Source organism: Burkholderia sp. IMCC1007 (assembly GCF_027257875.1).
In the GTDB taxonomy this organism is placed as follows: domain Bacteria; phylum Pseudomonadota; class Gammaproteobacteria; order Burkholderiales; family Burkholderiaceae; genus Burkholderia.
On sequence record NZ_JAPVQY010000017.1, the window covers coordinates 59,275 to 75,470 of the forward strand.

The 16,196-nt window shown below is 64.0% G+C and carries 17 protein-coding genes and 2 pseudogenes; 10 read left to right on the forward strand and 9 right to left on the reverse strand.

Going from position 1 to position 16,196, the window contains the following annotated elements; genetic code table 11:
* Positions 1 to 105 precede the first annotated feature (105 nt).
* Positions 106 to 765, reverse strand: a complete 660-nt coding sequence (locus tag O1Q03_RS17110; protein ID WP_269504919.1) for a TetR/AcrR family transcriptional regulator — start codon at positions 763 to 765, stop codon at positions 106 to 108.
* Between the two features lie 258 nt (positions 766 to 1,023).
* Here O1Q03_RS17110 and O1Q03_RS17115 point away from each other — a divergent pair, with 258 nt between their 5' ends.
* Together O1Q03_RS17115 and O1Q03_RS17120 are read left to right on the forward strand one after the other, a co-directional pair.
* Positions 1,024 to 2,643: an AMP-binding protein gene (locus O1Q03_RS17115; RefSeq protein ID WP_269504921.1), complete on the forward strand. Its 1,620-nt coding sequence runs from the start codon at positions 1,024 to 1,026 to the stop codon at positions 2,641 to 2,643.
* A 10-nt stretch (positions 2,644 to 2,653) separates the two neighbouring features.
* Positions 2,654 to 3,256, forward strand: coding sequence for a 2-hydroxychromene-2-carboxylate isomerase (locus O1Q03_RS17120; RefSeq protein WP_269504923.1), 603 nt, complete (start codon positions 2,654 to 2,656; stop codon positions 3,254 to 3,256).
* Positions 3,257 to 3,369: 113 nt separating this feature from the next.
* Here O1Q03_RS17120 and O1Q03_RS17125 read toward each other — a convergent pair whose 3' ends face one another.
* On the reverse strand, positions 3,370 to 4,713 hold the full coding sequence (locus O1Q03_RS17125; RefSeq protein ID WP_269504924.1) for an aminotransferase-like domain-containing protein: 1,344 nt from the start codon (positions 4,711 to 4,713) through the stop codon (positions 3,370 to 3,372).
* 183 nt (positions 4,714 to 4,896) lie between these two features.
* Here O1Q03_RS17125 and O1Q03_RS17130 point away from each other — a divergent pair, with 183 nt between their 5' ends.
* The gene (locus O1Q03_RS17130) at positions 4,897 to 5,796 is read left to right on the forward strand and encodes a sulfite exporter TauE/SafE family protein (RefSeq protein ID WP_269504925.1); all 900 of its coding nucleotides are present in this window, start codon (positions 4,897 to 4,899) and stop codon (positions 5,794 to 5,796) included.
* A gap of 297 nt (positions 5,797 to 6,093) precedes the next feature.
* On the opposite strand, the gene pstS is transcribed toward O1Q03_RS17130, so the two are convergent.
* The 3 genes from pstS to O1Q03_RS17145 all read right to left on the reverse strand — a co-directional run bounded on the left by pstS (position 6,094) and on the right by O1Q03_RS17145 (position 7,748).
* Positions 6,094 to 7,125: a phosphate ABC transporter substrate-binding protein PstS gene (gene pstS, locus O1Q03_RS17135; RefSeq protein ID WP_269504926.1), complete on the reverse strand. Its 1,032-nt coding sequence runs from the start codon at positions 7,123 to 7,125 to the stop codon at positions 6,094 to 6,096.
* Between the two features lie 51 nt (positions 7,126 to 7,176).
* Positions 7,177 to 7,443, reverse strand: a complete 267-nt coding sequence (locus O1Q03_RS17140) for a hypothetical protein (protein WP_269504927.1) — start codon at positions 7,441 to 7,443, stop codon at positions 7,177 to 7,179.
* A gap of 89 nt (positions 7,444 to 7,532) precedes the next feature.
* Positions 7,533 to 7,748 (reverse strand): hypothetical protein, encoded by a 216-nt coding sequence (locus tag O1Q03_RS17145; RefSeq protein WP_269504929.1) that lies wholly within the window; start codon positions 7,746 to 7,748, stop codon positions 7,533 to 7,535.
* Between the two features lie 221 nt (positions 7,749 to 7,969).
* On the opposite strand from O1Q03_RS17145, the pseudogene O1Q03_RS40210 reads away from it, so the two are divergent.
* Positions 7,970 to 8,061 (forward strand): annotated as a pseudogene (locus tag O1Q03_RS40210) (integrase); the annotation flags it as partial.
* A gap of 199 nt (positions 8,062 to 8,260) precedes the next feature.
* Positions 8,261 to 9,871 (forward strand): MFS transporter, encoded by a 1,611-nt coding sequence (locus tag O1Q03_RS17150; RefSeq protein ID WP_269504930.1) that lies wholly within the window; start codon positions 8,261 to 8,263, stop codon positions 9,869 to 9,871.
* Between the two features lie 494 nt (positions 9,872 to 10,365).
* Here the strand turns inward: O1Q03_RS17150 and O1Q03_RS17155 are convergent, their stop codons facing one another.
* Both O1Q03_RS17155 and O1Q03_RS17160 read right to left on the reverse strand, forming a co-directional pair.
* A complete protein-coding gene (locus tag O1Q03_RS17155; protein ID WP_269504932.1) occupies positions 10,366 to 11,100 on the reverse strand; it encodes an ABC transporter substrate-binding protein in 735 nt (244 codons plus the stop codon).
* An 81-nt stretch (positions 11,101 to 11,181) separates the two neighbouring features.
* Positions 11,182 to 11,370, reverse strand: a pseudogene (locus O1Q03_RS17160) (hypothetical protein); the annotation flags it as partial.
* A 244-nt stretch (positions 11,371 to 11,614) separates the two neighbouring features.
* On the opposite strand from O1Q03_RS17160, the gene O1Q03_RS17165 reads away from it, so the two are divergent.
* From O1Q03_RS17165 to O1Q03_RS17185, 5 genes are read left to right on the forward strand one after another with little or no spacing between them, the layout of a single operon-like run.
* Positions 11,615 to 12,418 (forward strand): transporter substrate-binding domain-containing protein, encoded by an 804-nt coding sequence (locus O1Q03_RS17165; RefSeq protein ID WP_332112537.1) that lies wholly within the window; start codon positions 11,615 to 11,617, stop codon positions 12,416 to 12,418.
* Positions 12,419 to 12,422: 4 nt separating this feature from the next.
* The gene (locus O1Q03_RS40215) at positions 12,423 to 12,797 is read left to right on the forward strand and encodes an ABC transporter permease subunit (RefSeq protein WP_269504934.1); all 375 of its coding nucleotides are present in this window, start codon (positions 12,423 to 12,425) and stop codon (positions 12,795 to 12,797) included.
* Positions 12,703 to 13,227, forward strand: coding sequence for an ABC transporter permease subunit (locus O1Q03_RS17175; protein ID WP_269504935.1), 525 nt, complete (start codon positions 12,703 to 12,705; stop codon positions 13,225 to 13,227). Before O1Q03_RS40215 ends, O1Q03_RS17175 begins: the two co-directional genes overlap by 95 nt.
* Entirely contained in the window at positions 13,224 to 13,991 is a 768-nt protein-coding gene (locus O1Q03_RS17180) for an ABC transporter permease (protein WP_269504936.1), read from the forward strand. Before O1Q03_RS17175 ends, O1Q03_RS17180 begins: the two co-directional genes overlap by 4 nt.
* A gap of 26 nt (positions 13,992 to 14,017) precedes the next feature.
* A complete protein-coding gene (locus O1Q03_RS17185) occupies positions 14,018 to 15,400 on the forward strand; it encodes an LLM class flavin-dependent oxidoreductase (RefSeq protein WP_269504937.1) in 1,383 nt (460 codons plus the stop codon).
* Positions 15,401 to 15,503: 103 nt separating this feature from the next.
* Here the strand turns inward: O1Q03_RS17185 and O1Q03_RS17190 are convergent, their stop codons facing one another.
* Together O1Q03_RS17190 and O1Q03_RS17195 are read right to left on the reverse strand one after the other, a co-directional pair.
* Positions 15,504 to 15,659, reverse strand: coding sequence for a hypothetical protein (locus tag O1Q03_RS17190; protein WP_269504938.1), 156 nt, complete (start codon positions 15,657 to 15,659; stop codon positions 15,504 to 15,506).
* 73 nt (positions 15,660 to 15,732) lie between these two features.
* Positions 15,733 to 16,026, reverse strand: a complete 294-nt coding sequence (locus O1Q03_RS17195) for an antibiotic biosynthesis monooxygenase family protein (RefSeq protein ID WP_098554011.1) — start codon at positions 16,024 to 16,026, stop codon at positions 15,733 to 15,735.
* Between the last annotated feature and the right edge of the window lie 170 nt (positions 16,027 to 16,196).

Genomic DNA, 16,196 nt, shown 5'->3' on the forward strand with positions numbered 1-16,196 from the left:
CGCGCGCCCATCTGCTCTATTCGGATTCGGTGCGACTCACACAACCGCCGGCACGCGATTTTTCGACGTCGTTCTGTCGCCCGCTACGAAGGCTCGGAGTGCTCGTCAGTCGATGTCATTCGGTTTTGCGGGTGCGCACAGATAGAGATGGGCCATGAGCTTCATCTCCCGGCGCAGTTCGTAGCCGAAGAGATCGTCTGTATAGAGAATCGCGCGGTGCACCAGTGCTTCACCCGCCGATTCGACGATGAATGCGGCAAGATGCAGGTCCGGTCGCGTGACTTCGCTTCGGCACGTCCTCAGGGCCTGTTCCAGCAGATCCGCGATGGCGAGCGAAACACGTTTGAGATGGTGTAGCTTGCTGACCTTTCCCATCTGTTCGAGCAGGACGCGATGTAACGTAACGTCTTCCGCGTAAGCATCGACGGTCGTATCCACCCACGCGTCCACCACTGCCGCAACACCTTTGCCTTCGGCTTCGGCGAAAGCGCGGGCATAGCGTTCCAGCAGATTGTCGCAGTGAACCTTGATGAGCTTCGCGGCCAGCGCTTCCTTGCTCGTGAAGTATTCGTAAAGCGAGCCCACGCTTACACCGGCAGCTGCCGCAATACGCGTCGTGCTGGTGGCTTCAAATCCGTCGCAGACGAAAAGCCGTCGTGCGGCCTCGAGAATGGCGTCGACCGTCATCAGGGACCGCCCTTGCCGTGGCCTGCGGCGCACGGCGATCTGGCGGTTCGGATCAAATTTGCGGATCTTCGTGGGCACGGTCGTTTTCCTCGTAGTACGGACGTGATGATTCTAGCCAGAGCATGCGTCGCGGAACGATGTTCGAAGCAGCGGATCCGGATATCCGAATGAGTCGCCCCTAAACCGTCAAAACAGGCGGGCAACCTGCAGCAAGGCGGCAGCGGCGAGCGTGGCGGGAATCCGAATGGAGCGGGAAGAAGGTTGCAACTATGATAGATCGCAGCAACCTATGCGCAAGCCTCGCTTCAGGCTACAGCAATATTCGGAGACGACGAGATGATGGAAACGGGAGACGCCGGCCGCCGCGGGCTGTCCTGGTGGCCGGCTGACACGAGCGAGCCTGTGCTGGATATGAGCGTCGGCGATGCTCTCCGACAGGCCGCGAGCCGTTCGGGCGATTCGGTTGCATTGATCGAGGGGCTGACGACGGGTGGGAGGCGAAGCTGGAGCTATGCCGAACTGTGGGCGGAGTCGTGCGGCGTCGCCAGCGCGTTGCTCCAACGCTTCCGGCCCGGCGAGCATGTCGCGCTGTGGGCGCCGAATTGCCCGGAGTGGGTGCACATCGAATTCGGCGCTGCGCTTGCAGGCATCACACTCGTCACTGTCAATCCGGCGTATCTGGCGAACGAATTGTCATATGTTCTGGCGCAATCGAAGGCGGCAGGCATCATTGCCGTGGACGAGTATCGGGGGCGGGCGTTGCTGCCGATAATCGATGAGGTGAGGCGCTCGTTGCCGCTATTGCGCGAGGTCGTATCGTTGGGCCAGTGGCGTGAATTTCTCCTGCCTGGCAGCGACAAGCTTGAACTGCCCCATGTCGATCCGGATGCCATCGCGCAAATTCAATACACGTCGGGAACTACCGGCTTTCCGAAGGGCGTCATGCTCACCCACTGTGGCCTCGTCAACAACGGCAAGTGGTTTGCTGGGGCAATCGGCGCACGCGACGGAGACGTGTGGGTAAATCCGATGCGAATGTTCCATACGGCGGGCTGCGTGCTGGCCACGCTCGGTGCGTTGCAGACGGGAGGCGCGCTTGTGTTGCCGCTCGGCTTCGATGCGTCGTTGTTACTGGACCTGGTCGAATCCGAGCGCGGCTCGATTGTGATTTGCGTGCCCACCATGATGATCCGCATGCTGGAGCAGCAGCAACTGGCGCCTCGCGATGTGTCCTCGTGGCGGCTTGCCGTGATGGGAGGTGCGCCCGTTCCGCCGGAGCTGGTGCATAGAGCGGCGGAACAGCTGGGCGCCGCGATCGGCATTGGCTTCGGACAAACGGAAGCGTCGCCCTACATCACGCACACGCGACCGTCCGATACACGCGAAGACTGGTACCTGACCGTCGGCCGCCCGTTGCCTCAGGTGGAGGTCAAGGTCGTTTCCCCGGAGAGCGAGGTCACGGTCGAAACAGGTGTAGTGGGTGAAATCTGGACGCGCAGTTGCTGCGTGATGAAGGGCTACTTCGAAAACGAAGAAGCCACGCGCACTGCGTTGACGGCAGACGGCTGGTTGCGCACCGGCGATCTTGGAAGCATGGAGCCGGACGGATATATCAGGGTTCAGGGACGCATGAAGGAAATGATCATCCGCGGCGGTGAGAACATCTATCCGCGTGAGATCGAGGACGTGCTGATACAGCATTCGGGTATTTCCACCGCAAGCGTGATCGGCCTTCCCGACAAAGAGTGGGGCGAGGTAGTTGCGGCCTTTGTGCAACTGCGTCCTGGTGCAGTGGAAACAGGAGAGTCGTTGACGGCGTACTGCCGCGAGCATCTTGCTTCGTTCAAGGTGCCGCGCATCTGGCGTTTCGTCGATCAGTTTCCACAGACGCCTTCCGGCAAGATCAGGAAAGTCGAGTTGCGCGACGCATATCTGAAGGGAACATATGATCGTTAGCAAAACGAACATGAATCCGATCGTCTTCTATTTTGATTTTGTCTCGCCGTATGCGTATCTTGCATCAAACCTCATCGACGAGGTGGCGCAGCGGCACGGACGGAGCGTGCAATGGCTGCCGTTCAGGCTGGGCGTTACGGTCGTCAAGGTAATGGGCCTCAAGCCTATACTCGATACGCCACTCAAGGCCGCCTATGTCCGGCACGACGTTGCGCGCATGGCAAAGGCATCGGGTCTGCCGCTTACTGAGGACATCAGCATGTTCGACCCGGTCCCCGCACAACAGGTCTTTTACGCCGCACCCGTCGAATCGCGGGGCGACCTGGCGTCAGCGTTGTTGCGGGCACGTTGGGCGAACGGATTGAACATCAGCGATATTGATGTTCTTACGGAGATCACGCACCAGAACACGGGCGTCTCCAAACGCGAAATTCGTCAATGGGTCGGCTCTTCCGATTCGCGGGAGGCGGTACGCAACGCGACAAATGCAGCTATCGCGCGTGGAGTATTTGGCTCGCCAACGTTCGTGGTCGGTGCCGAGTTGTTCTGGGGCGTGGACCGGCTGCCGCTGCTGGACCGCTATCTCATCAATGGCGAGAGTTATGGCTGCTGATGCGTGAGCGAATGCACCGGTCAGTTCTCGGATCAGTCAAAATATTGCTCTCGGAGCAATGCGGAGTGTTGGCACAACGATTCCAGGGCCCAATCGGAGCCCCGCCGCAGACCTTATTCGGTCGAATCGAAATCCTCTTCTCTCGCATTCAGGATTCCGCTCAATGTGAGCAGACCCGCGTCGAGCTGATCCATGGTTGGCGCAGCAAGCGCAAGCCTGACCGCGTTCGGCGCATGGCCGGGCGCGGCTGCGAACGTGGTAGAGGGCGTCAACGCGATGTCTCGCCGCGCTGCGGCTGCGACCAACGCCTGCGAGCGCCAATGGGCCGGCAGCGTCAACCACAGATGGAAACACTTGCCGTTCGTCTGTATGTCGAAATCCGCCAGACGGTCGGCGGCCAGCTTCTGACGGGCCACGGCATCGACGCGTTTCAGTCGTGCGAGCTCGGCAACCGTACCGTCGCTCATCAATCGCTGCGCGGCCGCACATGCAAATCCCGATGCCGTCCATCCGCCCGAGCGCACCGACGCCATCACGGTTTCACGCAACCGATGCGGCGGCACGATGAATCCCAGCGTCAACCCCGGCGCCACCTTCTTCGAAAGGCTGTCGATTACGACGCAATTGTCCGGCGAGAGGGCGGCAAGCGGCGGCTGGTCGTCGAGGAAGCCATACACATTGTCCTCGATCACAGGAATGCCGAGCTTTTCCACGACGCGCAAAAGATCTTCCCGTCGCGCAGCATTCATCGTCATGCCCAACGGATTCTGGATGGCGGGCTGAATGTAGATCGCCGAAAGATTCGCCGCCCGGTGCGCTTTGAGCACAGCGTCGGGGCGCACGCCGCCTTCGTCCATCGCAAGAGGCACCAGCGTAATACCGAGGCGCGCCGCGATGCCCTTGATGAACGGGTAGGTCAACGATTCGACGCCGCAGCGCCCGCCCGTCGGAACAATGGCGCCGACCGCGGCGGCAATGCTTTGCCGTCCGTTCCCCGTGAAGACCAGTTGCTCAGGAGAAGGCGCCCAGCCATTGCTCGCCAGACATGCGGCAGAGACGTTCCTGAGAGCAGGCGTTCCACCGCTGGTTGCTTGACCCAGGGCACTCGCGAGCTCGGACGCTCTCTCGAGCCCGCTCAGGCTTCTCGCGATGAGTGTCGTTTGGTCGGGAAGTATCGGGTAATTGAACTCCAGATCGATCCGGACGTCACGCGGTTCGCTTGGCGCCGCTGCGCCGCGCCTTGCGTCGCCCGAAACGAACGTTCCCCTGCCCACCTCGCCGACGACGAGCCCCCGTCGCAGCAACTCCGCATAGACCCGGCTGGCCGTCGACACGGCGATCTTTCGCTGGTCTGCGAAATTGCGCTGCGGAGGAAGCCGGTCGCCCGGCCTGAGCGTTCCGTCGGCAATGTCTGCGGCGATCGTGTCGGCCAACTTCAGGTATTCGGACTTTGACATTCAATGCACCGAGTTCAATGTATATTGCACCGAGATCAATGTTTTTATTGCACCGAGTAGTAGGCCGGTGCATTCTGTCTTCACCGGCCGATTGTACCGGCATCGCAAAGCTTCTACGGCCAATGTGCACGCGCGTCGTTGCAACGAAATCCGCGCGGGCGGCGGATTGGTCTCGGAGCATCCGTGGAGACGCAATATGCCTTTCACCTCTTCGATTACCGTTCAACCCGCGTATGCGGGAAGGGCGACGGGCTTTTCACGCCGGTTGGGCGGGTGTTACATCGACCACGCGAGGTCATCGTGATTTCCTCGACCGGCATGGATCTGCACCTGACCTTCATCACGATACTGATCGCCTTCGCGGGTGTGTTCCTGATCTCGTTCATGAAGGGGGCCTTCGGCGGCGGCTTTTCGATCGTCGGTATTCCGCTGCTGTCGTTGGTGATGGATCCGGTTACCGCGGGCGGAATGCTCGCACCGCTGTTCATCGCAATGGATCTGTTCGCGTTGCGGTACTGGAAGCCTTCGACATGGTCGAAGCCGGACCTGATGCTGCTTTTGCCGGGACTCGTGATGGGCATCGGCGTCGGCTATCTGACCTTTCGATTCCTCGACCACCGCGCGATCGCGATCGTGATGGCGGCGATTACGCTGATCTTCGTCGGACTATGGTTGGTCGGAGGTGCGGCGTTGACGGTCCGTCCGCGCTCGAGGCCAAAGGCGATCACGGCGGGTCTTGCCTCTGGCGTGACCACGATGGTCGCGCATTCGGGCGGCCCGCCGCTCGCAATGTACCTGCTGCCTCTTGGCCTCAGCAAGGAAGTGTATGCGGGGACGACAAGCATGTTCTTTACCGTGGGTAACGCGACCAAGGCAGTGCCGTGGCTGCTGCTGGCCAGGCCGACGGGCAATATCTGGGTCGTGATGGCGGTCTGCCTCTGTGCAATTCCTGCTGGCGTCGTGACCGGTTGGCGGCTTCACGCGAAACTGGATCAACGCCAAGTCTATCGAGCCTGTTACGGACTACTGATGGTGGCCGCGGTGAAACTGCTTTGGGATGGCGTAACGGGATATCTCGCGTAAGCGTGGCAAACAAATCGGGGCGAATCGCCGGCACTGTGATCGACGGCGTGTGCCGCGATGTCACACATTGCCTCATGCTCGCGCAACGGCGGTGGCGGAGTCGGCGCGGGAGATCGAGACCGTCGACGCTGATATTCGCAGGCAAATCGCGAACGGCAAGACGCTCGCGCAAGCGCGTGCGGAGATATCACACGTTGCAGTGGCGCCGCAAAGATCTCTGAGGCGCAGGCTGCGGGACGGATCGGCGGTATTCGTCTCGCACCTGCGGGGGGGCGATCCGCGTGCTACCAACCGCACTCAATCCGCGAGCGCTTTCCCGGAGGCGTCTTTGATTTTCGCCTTCCATTGCTTGCGGATTTCGGTGACGACCGGATCTGGCATCGGGATGTAGTCGAGATCCGTGGCGGCCTGGTTGCCATTGCGGAACGCCCAATCGAAGAACTTCAGCGTTTCCTTGCCCTGTTCTGGCTTGTCCTGCTTCGTGTACAGCAGCACGAACGTCGCGCCGACGACGGGCCATGCGTCCTTGCCCGGCTCGTCCGTCAGAATTTGGTAGAACGACTTCGACCAGTTCGCGCCGGCCGCAGCGGCCTTGAAGGTTTCCGTTTTCGGCTCGACCACCGTGCCCGTCGAGTTCTTCAGCGCGGTGTAGGTCATGTTGTTCTTCTTCGCGTACGCCCACTCGACGTAGCCGATCGCACCCGGCAGACGCTGCACGAAGGCCGCGACGCCGTCGTTGCCCTTGCCGCCCGTGCCCGTCGGCCAGTTGACCGTCGTGCCTTCGCCGATCTTCGACTTCCACTCGCCGTTGACCTTCGACAGGTAGTTCGTCCAGATGAAGCTCGTGCCCGAGCCGTCAGCGCGGCGAACGACCGCGATGTCCGTATCCGGCAGCTTGACCTTCGGGTTCAGCGCGACGATCGCCGGGTCGTTCCACTTCTTGATCTTGCCGAGGTAGATGTCGCCGAGCACCGGGCCCGACAGCGTCAGTTCACCGGCCTTCACGCCCGGCACGTTGACGACCGGCACCACGCCGCCGACCACGGTCGGAAACTGGAACAGGCCGTCCTTCGCGAGTTCGTCATCCTTCAGCGGCGCGTCAGAACCGGCAAAATCGATCGTCTTCGCGTTGATCTGCTTCAGGCCGCCCGACGAACCGATGCCTTGATAGTTGACCCTGCCACCGCCTGCCTTCTTGTACGCTTCAGCCCATTTTGTGTAAATCGGTGCAGCAAACGTGCTCCCCGCACCGGTGATATCTGCAGCTTGAGCGGCAGCGGCAGTGGCAACAAGAGCGAATGTGCAGGAAATCACGATCCGGATGTTCATGTACCACCTCCTGTCTGCGGTCGGCACGCCGGCCCACACGCAGGTTCCAATCTAGAAGTCTGATTTGTCGAGCTGGATGTGCCGGCCGTCGCTCGGCCCTGCATGTTGATTGACCGCGATCGTGATCTTGTCGCGATTGCTTTCAAACGCGGCGAGCGACTGGGCCGGTGTTGCCGTGTTTGCGCCGAGCTTTTCTCGAATGACCTCGGCCGGGAGCTTGACCGCAACGTGCCCCCAACCGGTGCCGTAGGCAGAGAACGACACGCTCGGATCGTCGCAGGCGATCGGGTATGTCAGACAAGTGGTGTGGTCCGTCATGGCGCGCGATGAGATGTCTCGCATCGAAGGGTGATAGGAGTATGGCATCCGGATGTGAAATCTCAAGGCGCGTGCAACTGCCGGAATCACTAGTTCCCGCCACTTGCCACGATGGAGGCCAGCGCACGCTCGCCGTCGCGTTGGGCAGTGTCTTTATCGGAAAAGAGATGCTGGCTGAATGCGATCAGTTTGAAGCCGCTTCCGGTGCAGCGAGGAACCGTGATGCCCCAATGCCAGCCCCCGTCTTGTTCGAATACGTGGAGGGCGGGGCGCGATTGAGTCGGCGCTGGCGAAGAAGTCGTCATGGCGTGTTCTCCCGTCATGGGGCGACTGTTGGAGGACTACATCGAAGGTGCAAACCCAGTCTACGGGCATTCTTGCTGCACTGCAATATTCACGTCGTTGTAAAAATCGGATGCGTCAAGCGTCACAATTTTGAAATGCCGATGTGCACATCGGGAGCTTCCGGCATATTGATGTGACGATTGTGTTTCTTGGGGGCTTCCTGGACAGCGGTTCACTACGACTGCTCGGACATACCAAGCCGGAAAGTAAGTGCGTTACCTCGGCATCGAAGTCGACGATGTCCTCGAGACGGCGGAGCACACCGAGGTCTGACGGCAACATGGCCGGCGAGCGGACGCTTGCCGGCCATCAAAGGACATTCAACTAGCGCTATCGAATGACCGACGTTCAGCGCACTGCCGACGCCGAATATGTGTTGGCATTGGGTTGTCGCGCAGGATGACGCGTCGGATAAGCGGTGAAGTATCATTTTTCATCGAACATTTCCTCGGCGACTCGACCGACCTTTCCGATGCCAGCCCTTCTCGATAGTCAGCGGAGCGCAGCGCACGTCGCCGCCGCGCAGGCCGGCCCGTGCGACGAACTGGTCATTCGCACGCAGCCCGCCGAGGTCGACCGGCCGTGTCGACGCAAGCGTCTCGCATTGGCCGCGACGATCCTCGGCTCGAGCATGGCATTCATCGACGGCTCCGTCGTCAATGTTGCGCTGCCGTCCATTCAGAGCGAGCTCGGCGCAAGCGTGGCGGCAATGCAGTGGGTCGTCAACGCGTACCTGCTCTTTCTTGGGTCGCTGGTGCTGGTGGGTGGGTCGATGGGCGACAAGCTGGGCCGCCGCACGGTGTTCATCGCGGGCATCGGGCTCTTCACGCTGGCGTCGGCCGCATGTGGGCTCGCGCCGCATGTGGGTTCGCTCATCGCTGCGCGTGCGGTTCAGGGAATCGGTGCAGCAATGCTCGTCCCGAGCGGGCTCGCAATCATCGGCGCCGTGTTCGAAGGGGACGCGCGCGGACGGGCAATCGGCACCTGGGCGGGCGTCGGCGCGATCACGTCGGCGCTGGGGCCGGTGGCAGGCGGCTGGCTCGTCGACGCGTTTTCCTGGCGCGCGATCTTCTTCCTCAACGGTCCGCTTGCGGCCGTGACGATCGGCCTGGCGGTGTCGTCGGTGCCCAACAGCCACAAGCTCGATGCGCCGCAACAGATGGACTGGTTCGGCGCGACGGCCGCAGCGGCGGGACTCGCCGCACTCACCTATGGGCTGACGGAGGCGTCGGCGCGCGGGTTCGCCCATCCGCTCGTACTGTGCGCGATCGGCGCCGGTGTGCTGGTGCTGGCCGTGTTCGTGATGATCGAATCGAACAGCCGCAATCCAATGATGCCGCTCGACCTGTTCCGCTCGCGCGATTTCACCGGTGCCAATCTCGTCACGCTGCTGCTCTACTTCGGCCTGGGCGGCGTGCTGTTCTTCCTGCCGTTCACGCTGATCCGCGCGCATGGCTACACCGCGACCGAAGCGGGCGCGGCGCTGCTGCCGGTGCCGGCCATCATCGGCTTGCTGTCGCGTTTCACCGGCGGCCTGACGAGCCGCTTTGGTTCGCGCACGCTGCTGACCGCAGGGCCCGGTGTCGCCGGGATCGGGTTCGCGATGCTGGCGCTGCCATTCGTTCGCGGCGGCTATTGGGCCGGCTTCTTCCCTGCGCTCGCCGTGCTCGGGCTCGGCATGACGATCACCGTCGCACCGCTGACCACAACCGTGATGGGCTCGGTGACGAGCGACCGCGCGGGCGTCGCTTCCGGTATCAACAACGCTGTTGCACGCGGGGCGAACCTGCTTGCGATTGCCGTGCTCGGCATCGTGTTCGTCTGGTCGCACCACGCGGCGCTGGCGGCGCGGCTCGACCAGATGCACGTGCCGCAGGAATTACGTCAGAACGGACAGTTGCTCGAACCGGTTGCGCAAGCCGCGGCCGCATCGGGCGGCGCTCATACACCGCCCCGGCTACCCGTGGCTCGCGCGGAAACCGACGCCATTGTCGATGCGCTGCGCGCCGTTGCGCTGGTGTCCGCCGCGTGCGCGTTCGCCGGGGCGGGCCTTGCGGCGGCGATCATCCGTCCCGGCAAATGATGTGGTCTGGCGGACTGGAGCCGTCCTGTCCGGACGTTCCTATCTCAATCGCCGAAAAAGGCCCGTCGCTTACACACGGCTCGCCCAATCACGCGGCCGCAGGACACCCAGGCCGTTGCCGCTTCGAACAGGTGAGCGACTTGCGCGAGCCGCGCAACTGCGAACACGTCCGATATATCCGTTGGTGCCTTGGCCAACCGACATTTGTCCGCTTTTGCGGAACGATCGGCCGCTCGACAGATGTGTGCAAGTGACTGGTGCGGGTCGGTTAGCGACGTCTACGGAACCCACGAACAACCTGAAATCAGCTGGTCGGCCGGCATCGAATCGACGTTCGTCCGGTACGCGGCCGCGCGAAGGCGCGATAGAGTTCGTGGTGTCGTTCGCGATGCCGGGCGCGGGGAAGGGCAGCTACTTGCGCGATCGAGCGCGTGCTGGAGTGCCGACGTCCCACCGGGCCGGCGCGACGGCCCGGCCCGCCAGCCATGCCGCGATCAGCGCAACGGCGCGACGGACGCACCCGTGATGCGATGCCGGCGCAGTGAATCCGCGACGAAGCCCGACGCCTTCATCTCCTCGACGAACGCGCCGAGCACAGCATTGGCCGCTTCGCCACGGGTTTTCGGCACGCCCATCGCCTGGCGGATCACCATGAAGCGTTCGTCGAGCAGGCGCAAGCCCGACGTTTTCGCCGCGTCCGCTTCGAGCTGCTGCTTCACGCCGGCCGCGACTTCCAACTGCTGTTCGACGAAGGTCGGCACGACGGCCGGCGACGTCGGCGCGCGCACGATCTGTGCGGCCTTCAGTTCGCGCGTGAGGAACAGGTCGTACGCGCTGCCTTTGCCGACGGCCACGCGGTTGTGCGGCTGGTCGACGTCGGCGTTGGTGCGGATCGGCGAATCGTCGCGCACGAGATAGAAGCCTTCGATCAGCACGTACGGCTCGGTGAATGCCACCGTTTCGCCGCGCGATGGATCGATCGCGAAGAAGCCGAAGTCGGCGCGCTCGTCGGTCAGCGCCTGCACCGATTTGCCGGCGGCGTCGAACACGACGAGCTCCAGGTCGGCCGACAGGCGCTCGGCGAACGCACGCGCGAGATCGATCGATACGCCGAACGGCTCGCCCGTCGCCGGGTCGCGGTTCGCGAGGATCGGGTTGCCGAGATTGATCGACGCGCGCAGCTTGCCGGTCGGGGTGAACGCGGAGAGGACGGAAGGGTCGACGGTCATGAAAGGGCTCGTGGAAATCGAATGCGCCGGTCGAGCGGGCGCTCAGGGTTTGAGAAGGGCGTTGATGCGCGACCGCGCATCGGCCGACGCGTCGATCTCGAGCTTATCACCTGGCTGGAGATCGAGCGTGTCGGGGTGGGTGCCCGCAACGAAGCTGCAGCGGCAGGATGCCGATCCCGATCAGGTTCGAGCCAGGATGCGCTCGAAGCTCGCCGCCGGCACCGCGCGGATGCCGAGCAGTCGCTGGCCTTTCACGCCCCAGTCGCGCGACAGAACCCGTGGCCGGAACCCGTGGCGGGTTCGTCAGCGACGCCGGCCTGCGGCGGCTTGACCGACTGAAGCACCGATGCCGCGGGTCGGAATAACCACGCACCTCACCCGCGCGCCGCATATCGCAGGATCAGATATTCATCCAAAAAATAACCATTTGGTACACGCTTCGGCGCGCATTACAGTCACGCCTCCTGCCGGCTGCGACGCCGGTCATTCCGACGTTATTTGAGAAATGCGCCACATGAATCGTTCGATGCGTTCCAGGGTCTGCCGTGCCGCGGCCGCGCTGTTCGTGCTCGGCCTCGCGCCGGTTTCCCATGCGGCCCAGCCGACCTTGCGCGTCGGCATCGACGCCGAATCGTACCCGCCGTTCTTTTCGAAGGACCCGAGCGGCAAGTGGAAGGGCTGGGAAATCGATGTGCTCGATGCCGCGTGCGGCAAGCTGAACGTGCGTTGCGAGCTCACCGACATTGCCTGGGACGGCCTGATTCCTGCGTTGCAGAACGGGAAGATCGACGTGATCTGGTCGTCGATGACGATCACCGGCGAACGACAGAAAGCGGTCGATTTCAGCCGCGCCTATTACGAATCGCCGACGGTGTTCGTCGGCGCGAAAAGCGATCGGCGCCGCGTCGACTGCGCGGTGCCCGCGAGCTTCAAGGGCCGTGTGATCGGCGTCGAGGCCGGCACGAACTTCTCGGCGTTCCTCGATGCCCGCTTCAAGCAGGATGCGCAGATCAAGGCCTTCGACAAGTTCGACAATGCACTGGCGGATCTGGTGTCCGGCCGCGTCGACTATGTGCAGGAAGGCAAGGGGCTGTTCACGGCGTTCCTGTCGTCGCGCGACGGCAAGGACTTCGAGATCAAGGCCACGTGCGCGGACAATCCGGTGCTGGGCCTCGGCATCGGCGCGGGCGTGCGGCACGGCGATGCGCTGCGCGGCAGGCTGTCGACCGCGATCGCGCAACTGCAGCAGGACGGCACGTGGGATGCGATCACCGCCCGCTATCCGAACCTGAAAGGCACGATCGAGAAGGGCCGCTGACCCGATGACCGCGGACGATTCGTTGCTCGCGCTGCTCGCATTCGGCGATGGCGGCTATGGCCGCGTGTTCGCCAGCGCGTTCGCGCTGACGTTCGGCGTCGCGGCAGCGTCGTTCGGCACCGGCGTGCTGCTCGGCATGGCCGGCGCGCTCGTCAAGCTGTCGCGATATGCACCGCTCGTGTGGCTCGCGCGGCTCTACACGACGCTCGTGCGCGCGCTGCCCGAGCTGTTGTGCCTGCTGCTCGCGTTCTACGCGGTCGCACCGGCCGTCGAGCATGCGCTGCGTGGCAGCGGCATCGATGTGCCTGCTGCTCGCGTTCTACGCGGTCGCACCGGCCGTCGAGCATGCGCTGCGTGGCAGCGGCATCGTATCCGCTGACTTCGCGTTCGATCCGTTCGTCGTCGCCGCGCTGTCGCTCGGTTTCATCCAGGGCGCGTATCTCACCGACATCTTTCGCGCGGCGCTCGTCAACGTGCCGGTCGGCGAGGTCGAAGCCGCGCATGCGTATGGCATGACGCCATGGCAGACATTCACGCGCATCCGGCTCCCGGTCGCCGCGCGGCTCGCGCTGCCGGGCGCCGGCAACGTGTGGTTGAACGCGACCAAGGACGCGTCGTTCATCAGCGTGCTCGGTTCGTTCACGGATCTGCTGAAGGCGAGCCAGCTCGCGGCCGGCGCGACGCGGCACTACGTATTCTTCTATCTCGTCACGGCTGCGTTGTTCCTGCTGTTGAGCATCACGTCGACCGGCATCTTCGCGGCGCTCGAACGGCATGCGAATCGTGGCACGAGGCGGGCGACGGCATGATCTTCTCGCTGCCTTTCCTGCTCGATACGGTGATGCCGAAGCTGCTCGCCGCGGTGCCGACGACGCTCGCGCTGACGCTTTTGTCGGGCGCGGCCAGCGTGCTGCTGGGCGTGCCGCTTGCGCTCGCCGCCGGTGCGCGCCATACGCCGCTGCGCTGGTCGGCGCGCGGCTGGCTGATGCTGATCCGTGGCACGCCGCTGCTCGTGCAGCTCTATCTGCTGTACTACGGATTCGGCCAGATCGTGCCGCGCGAATGGATGCGCGACAGCTGGGCATCGCCGCTGCTGCGCGACGCGTTCTGGTACGCGATCGTCGCGTTGAGCGTGAACGAGAGTGCGTATGTCGCGACGATCCTGCGCGGTGCGATCGCCGGCGTACCGGCCGGCGAAATCGAGGCCGGCCACGCCTACGGGATGACGCGCGCGCAGGTGCTGCGCCGCATCGTCGGCCCGCGCGCATGGCGGCTTGCGCTGCCGGCGCTCACCGGAGAAGCGATCCTGTTGCTGAAATCGACCGTCCTCGCGTCGACCATTACCGTATTCGACGTGATGGGGACGGCCAATACATTGCGCTTCGAGACGTTGCGCGTATACGAACCGCTGGCCGGTGCGGCGATCGTCTATGTCGTGCTGGTCGCGTTGCTCACCATTCCCGCCGCCCGTCTCGAGAAGCGCGTCAATCGCCATCTGACGCGCACGCCGGACGATCGCATGCCCGCACGGCCCCGCCGCGCGTCGTCGGGCGCGTGGGCGGCACCCAACTGATTCCTGCCCTGGTACCGAACTCGACGATGTCCGATCCTCGCCCGTTGCTGTTTTCCCTGTATGAACAAGCCAGTGTCGGCTGCGGCGGTGCGCCGAGCCTCTGGACCCATCCCGCCGACGAACGGCTGCGGGCCAATACGCTCGCGTTCTGGTCGAACCTCGCGCGCACGGCCGAGCAGGCCGATCTCGACATGCTGTTCTTCGCGGACGTGCTCGGCCTGTACGACGTCTATGGCGGCTCGGCCGACGCGGCGCTGCAGTGGGCGGTCGAGGCGCCCGCGAACGATCCGATGATGCTGATTCCGGCGCTCGTCGCGCAAACCGAGCGGCTCGCATTCGGCGTGACGGCGAGCACGACCTACGAGCATCCGTTCGCGCTGGCGCGCCGCTTCAGCACGCTCGACCATCTGAGCAACGGGCGGATCGGCTGGAACATCGTGACGTCGTACCTGACGAGCGCGGCGCGCAACTTCGGGCTCGACCGGATGATCGGCCACGACGAACGCTACGCGCGCGCGGAGGAATTTCTCGACGTCGTGTACAAGCTGTGGGAACAGAGCTGGGCGGACGACGCGGTCGTCGCCGACAAGCACGCGCCGCGCTACGCGCGCGGCGACCGCGTGCGGCCGATCGCGCACGAAGGCATGCACTATCGCGTGCACGGGCCGCACGTTTGTGCGCCGTCGCCGCAGCGCTCGCCGGTGCTGATCCAGGCCGGCTGGTCCGGGCGCGGGCGTGAATTCGCGGCCAAGCACGCGGAGGTGGTGTTCGTCGCGAAGTCGAATCCGCACGAGATTCGCGCGGGCCTCGACGAAATTCGCCGGCTCGCGGCGGAACGCGGCCGGGCGGCGGACGACGTGAAGTCGCTGACGGTGTTGCGGATCGTGACGGCGCGCTCGTCGAGCGACGCGAAGGAGAAATACCACACGCTGCAGCAGCACTATCACCAGCACGCGCAGCTCGTCAGCTATGCCGGCGACACCGGCATCGACATCGACCGCTATGCGGACGACGAGCCGCTGACCACGCAAACCGAGGGGCTGACGTCCTACGTGGTGCGGCCGGACGGTAGCGGCAAGCCGCTGACGGCGGGCGACGTGCGGCGCAAGTTCACGAGCGTCACGCGCGGCACCGACCTGATCCTGGTTGGCTCGCCGGACGAAGTCGCGGATCAGCTCGCCGCACACGCACGGCAGTCGACGACGAGCGGCTACATGCTCAATCCGCTGATCAGCCCGGGCACGCTCGACGATTTCGCGGAGCTGATCGTGCCGGAACTGAAGAAGCGCGGCCTGTACCGGACGACGCCGCCGGTCGGCACCTTCCGCTCCAGGCTGAGCGGCCGCGATCGCTTGCCGGACAGTGCCTATGGCGCATCGTTCCGGCAATCGACGGTGACGGAGCGCTGACGTTCGACACGTCGGCCGAATTCGGCGAGCGGGAAGGGCGCGGGCCGGCAGTCGGTGCCGGTTCGGGGTCTGGCCGGGATAAGCGTTGATGCGCTGCGGAGCATCAGCGCTTGCCTTGTTCATAGGCCGCCAGGAAGTGACGCGATGACGATGAATCACCCATCTCACGGACGAAGTTCAGGTTGCGCGTGCGCGCCGTGTCGATGCGAAAGTGCGTCACCTCGTTGCACGAGCGCTCCACGGTCAGGACGCCATGCATGACGTCCAGCTGATCGGCAATGCGCCCGTGATACGGATCGGGCGATTTGCCGACCCGTCTTGACCGCTGCGGATTACTTCACCGCCACTTCCGTATGCACGACCTGCGGCGGGCTCTTGAAGAACGGCCCGGCCAGTTGCCGCCACGCCTGGAAGTCGTCCGACTCCCGGAAATGCACCATGTGATCGTCGACGGTGTCCCACTTGACGACGAGCAGATATCCGCCGCTGCGCTCGATCACGCGATGCAGTTCGGCGCCGCCGCAGCCGCGCGCGCGAGCGAACAACGGAAGTGCCTGACGAACCGCGGCTTCGAACGGCTCGGCTTGCGACGGATCGATTTCGAGTGATGCCATTTCCAGAATCATGAATGCTCCTGCGAGTTGAATGGGGCGAACGGATCTTGATGCGACGCGCGCCGTGTTGCGCGCAGCCGTCAACGATACCGGAAGTCGGGGGGGGGGGGGGCCCCCCCCCCCCCCCCCCCGGCCCCCCCCCCCCCCCCCCCCCCCCCCCCCACCAACCGCCCCAACCCAAA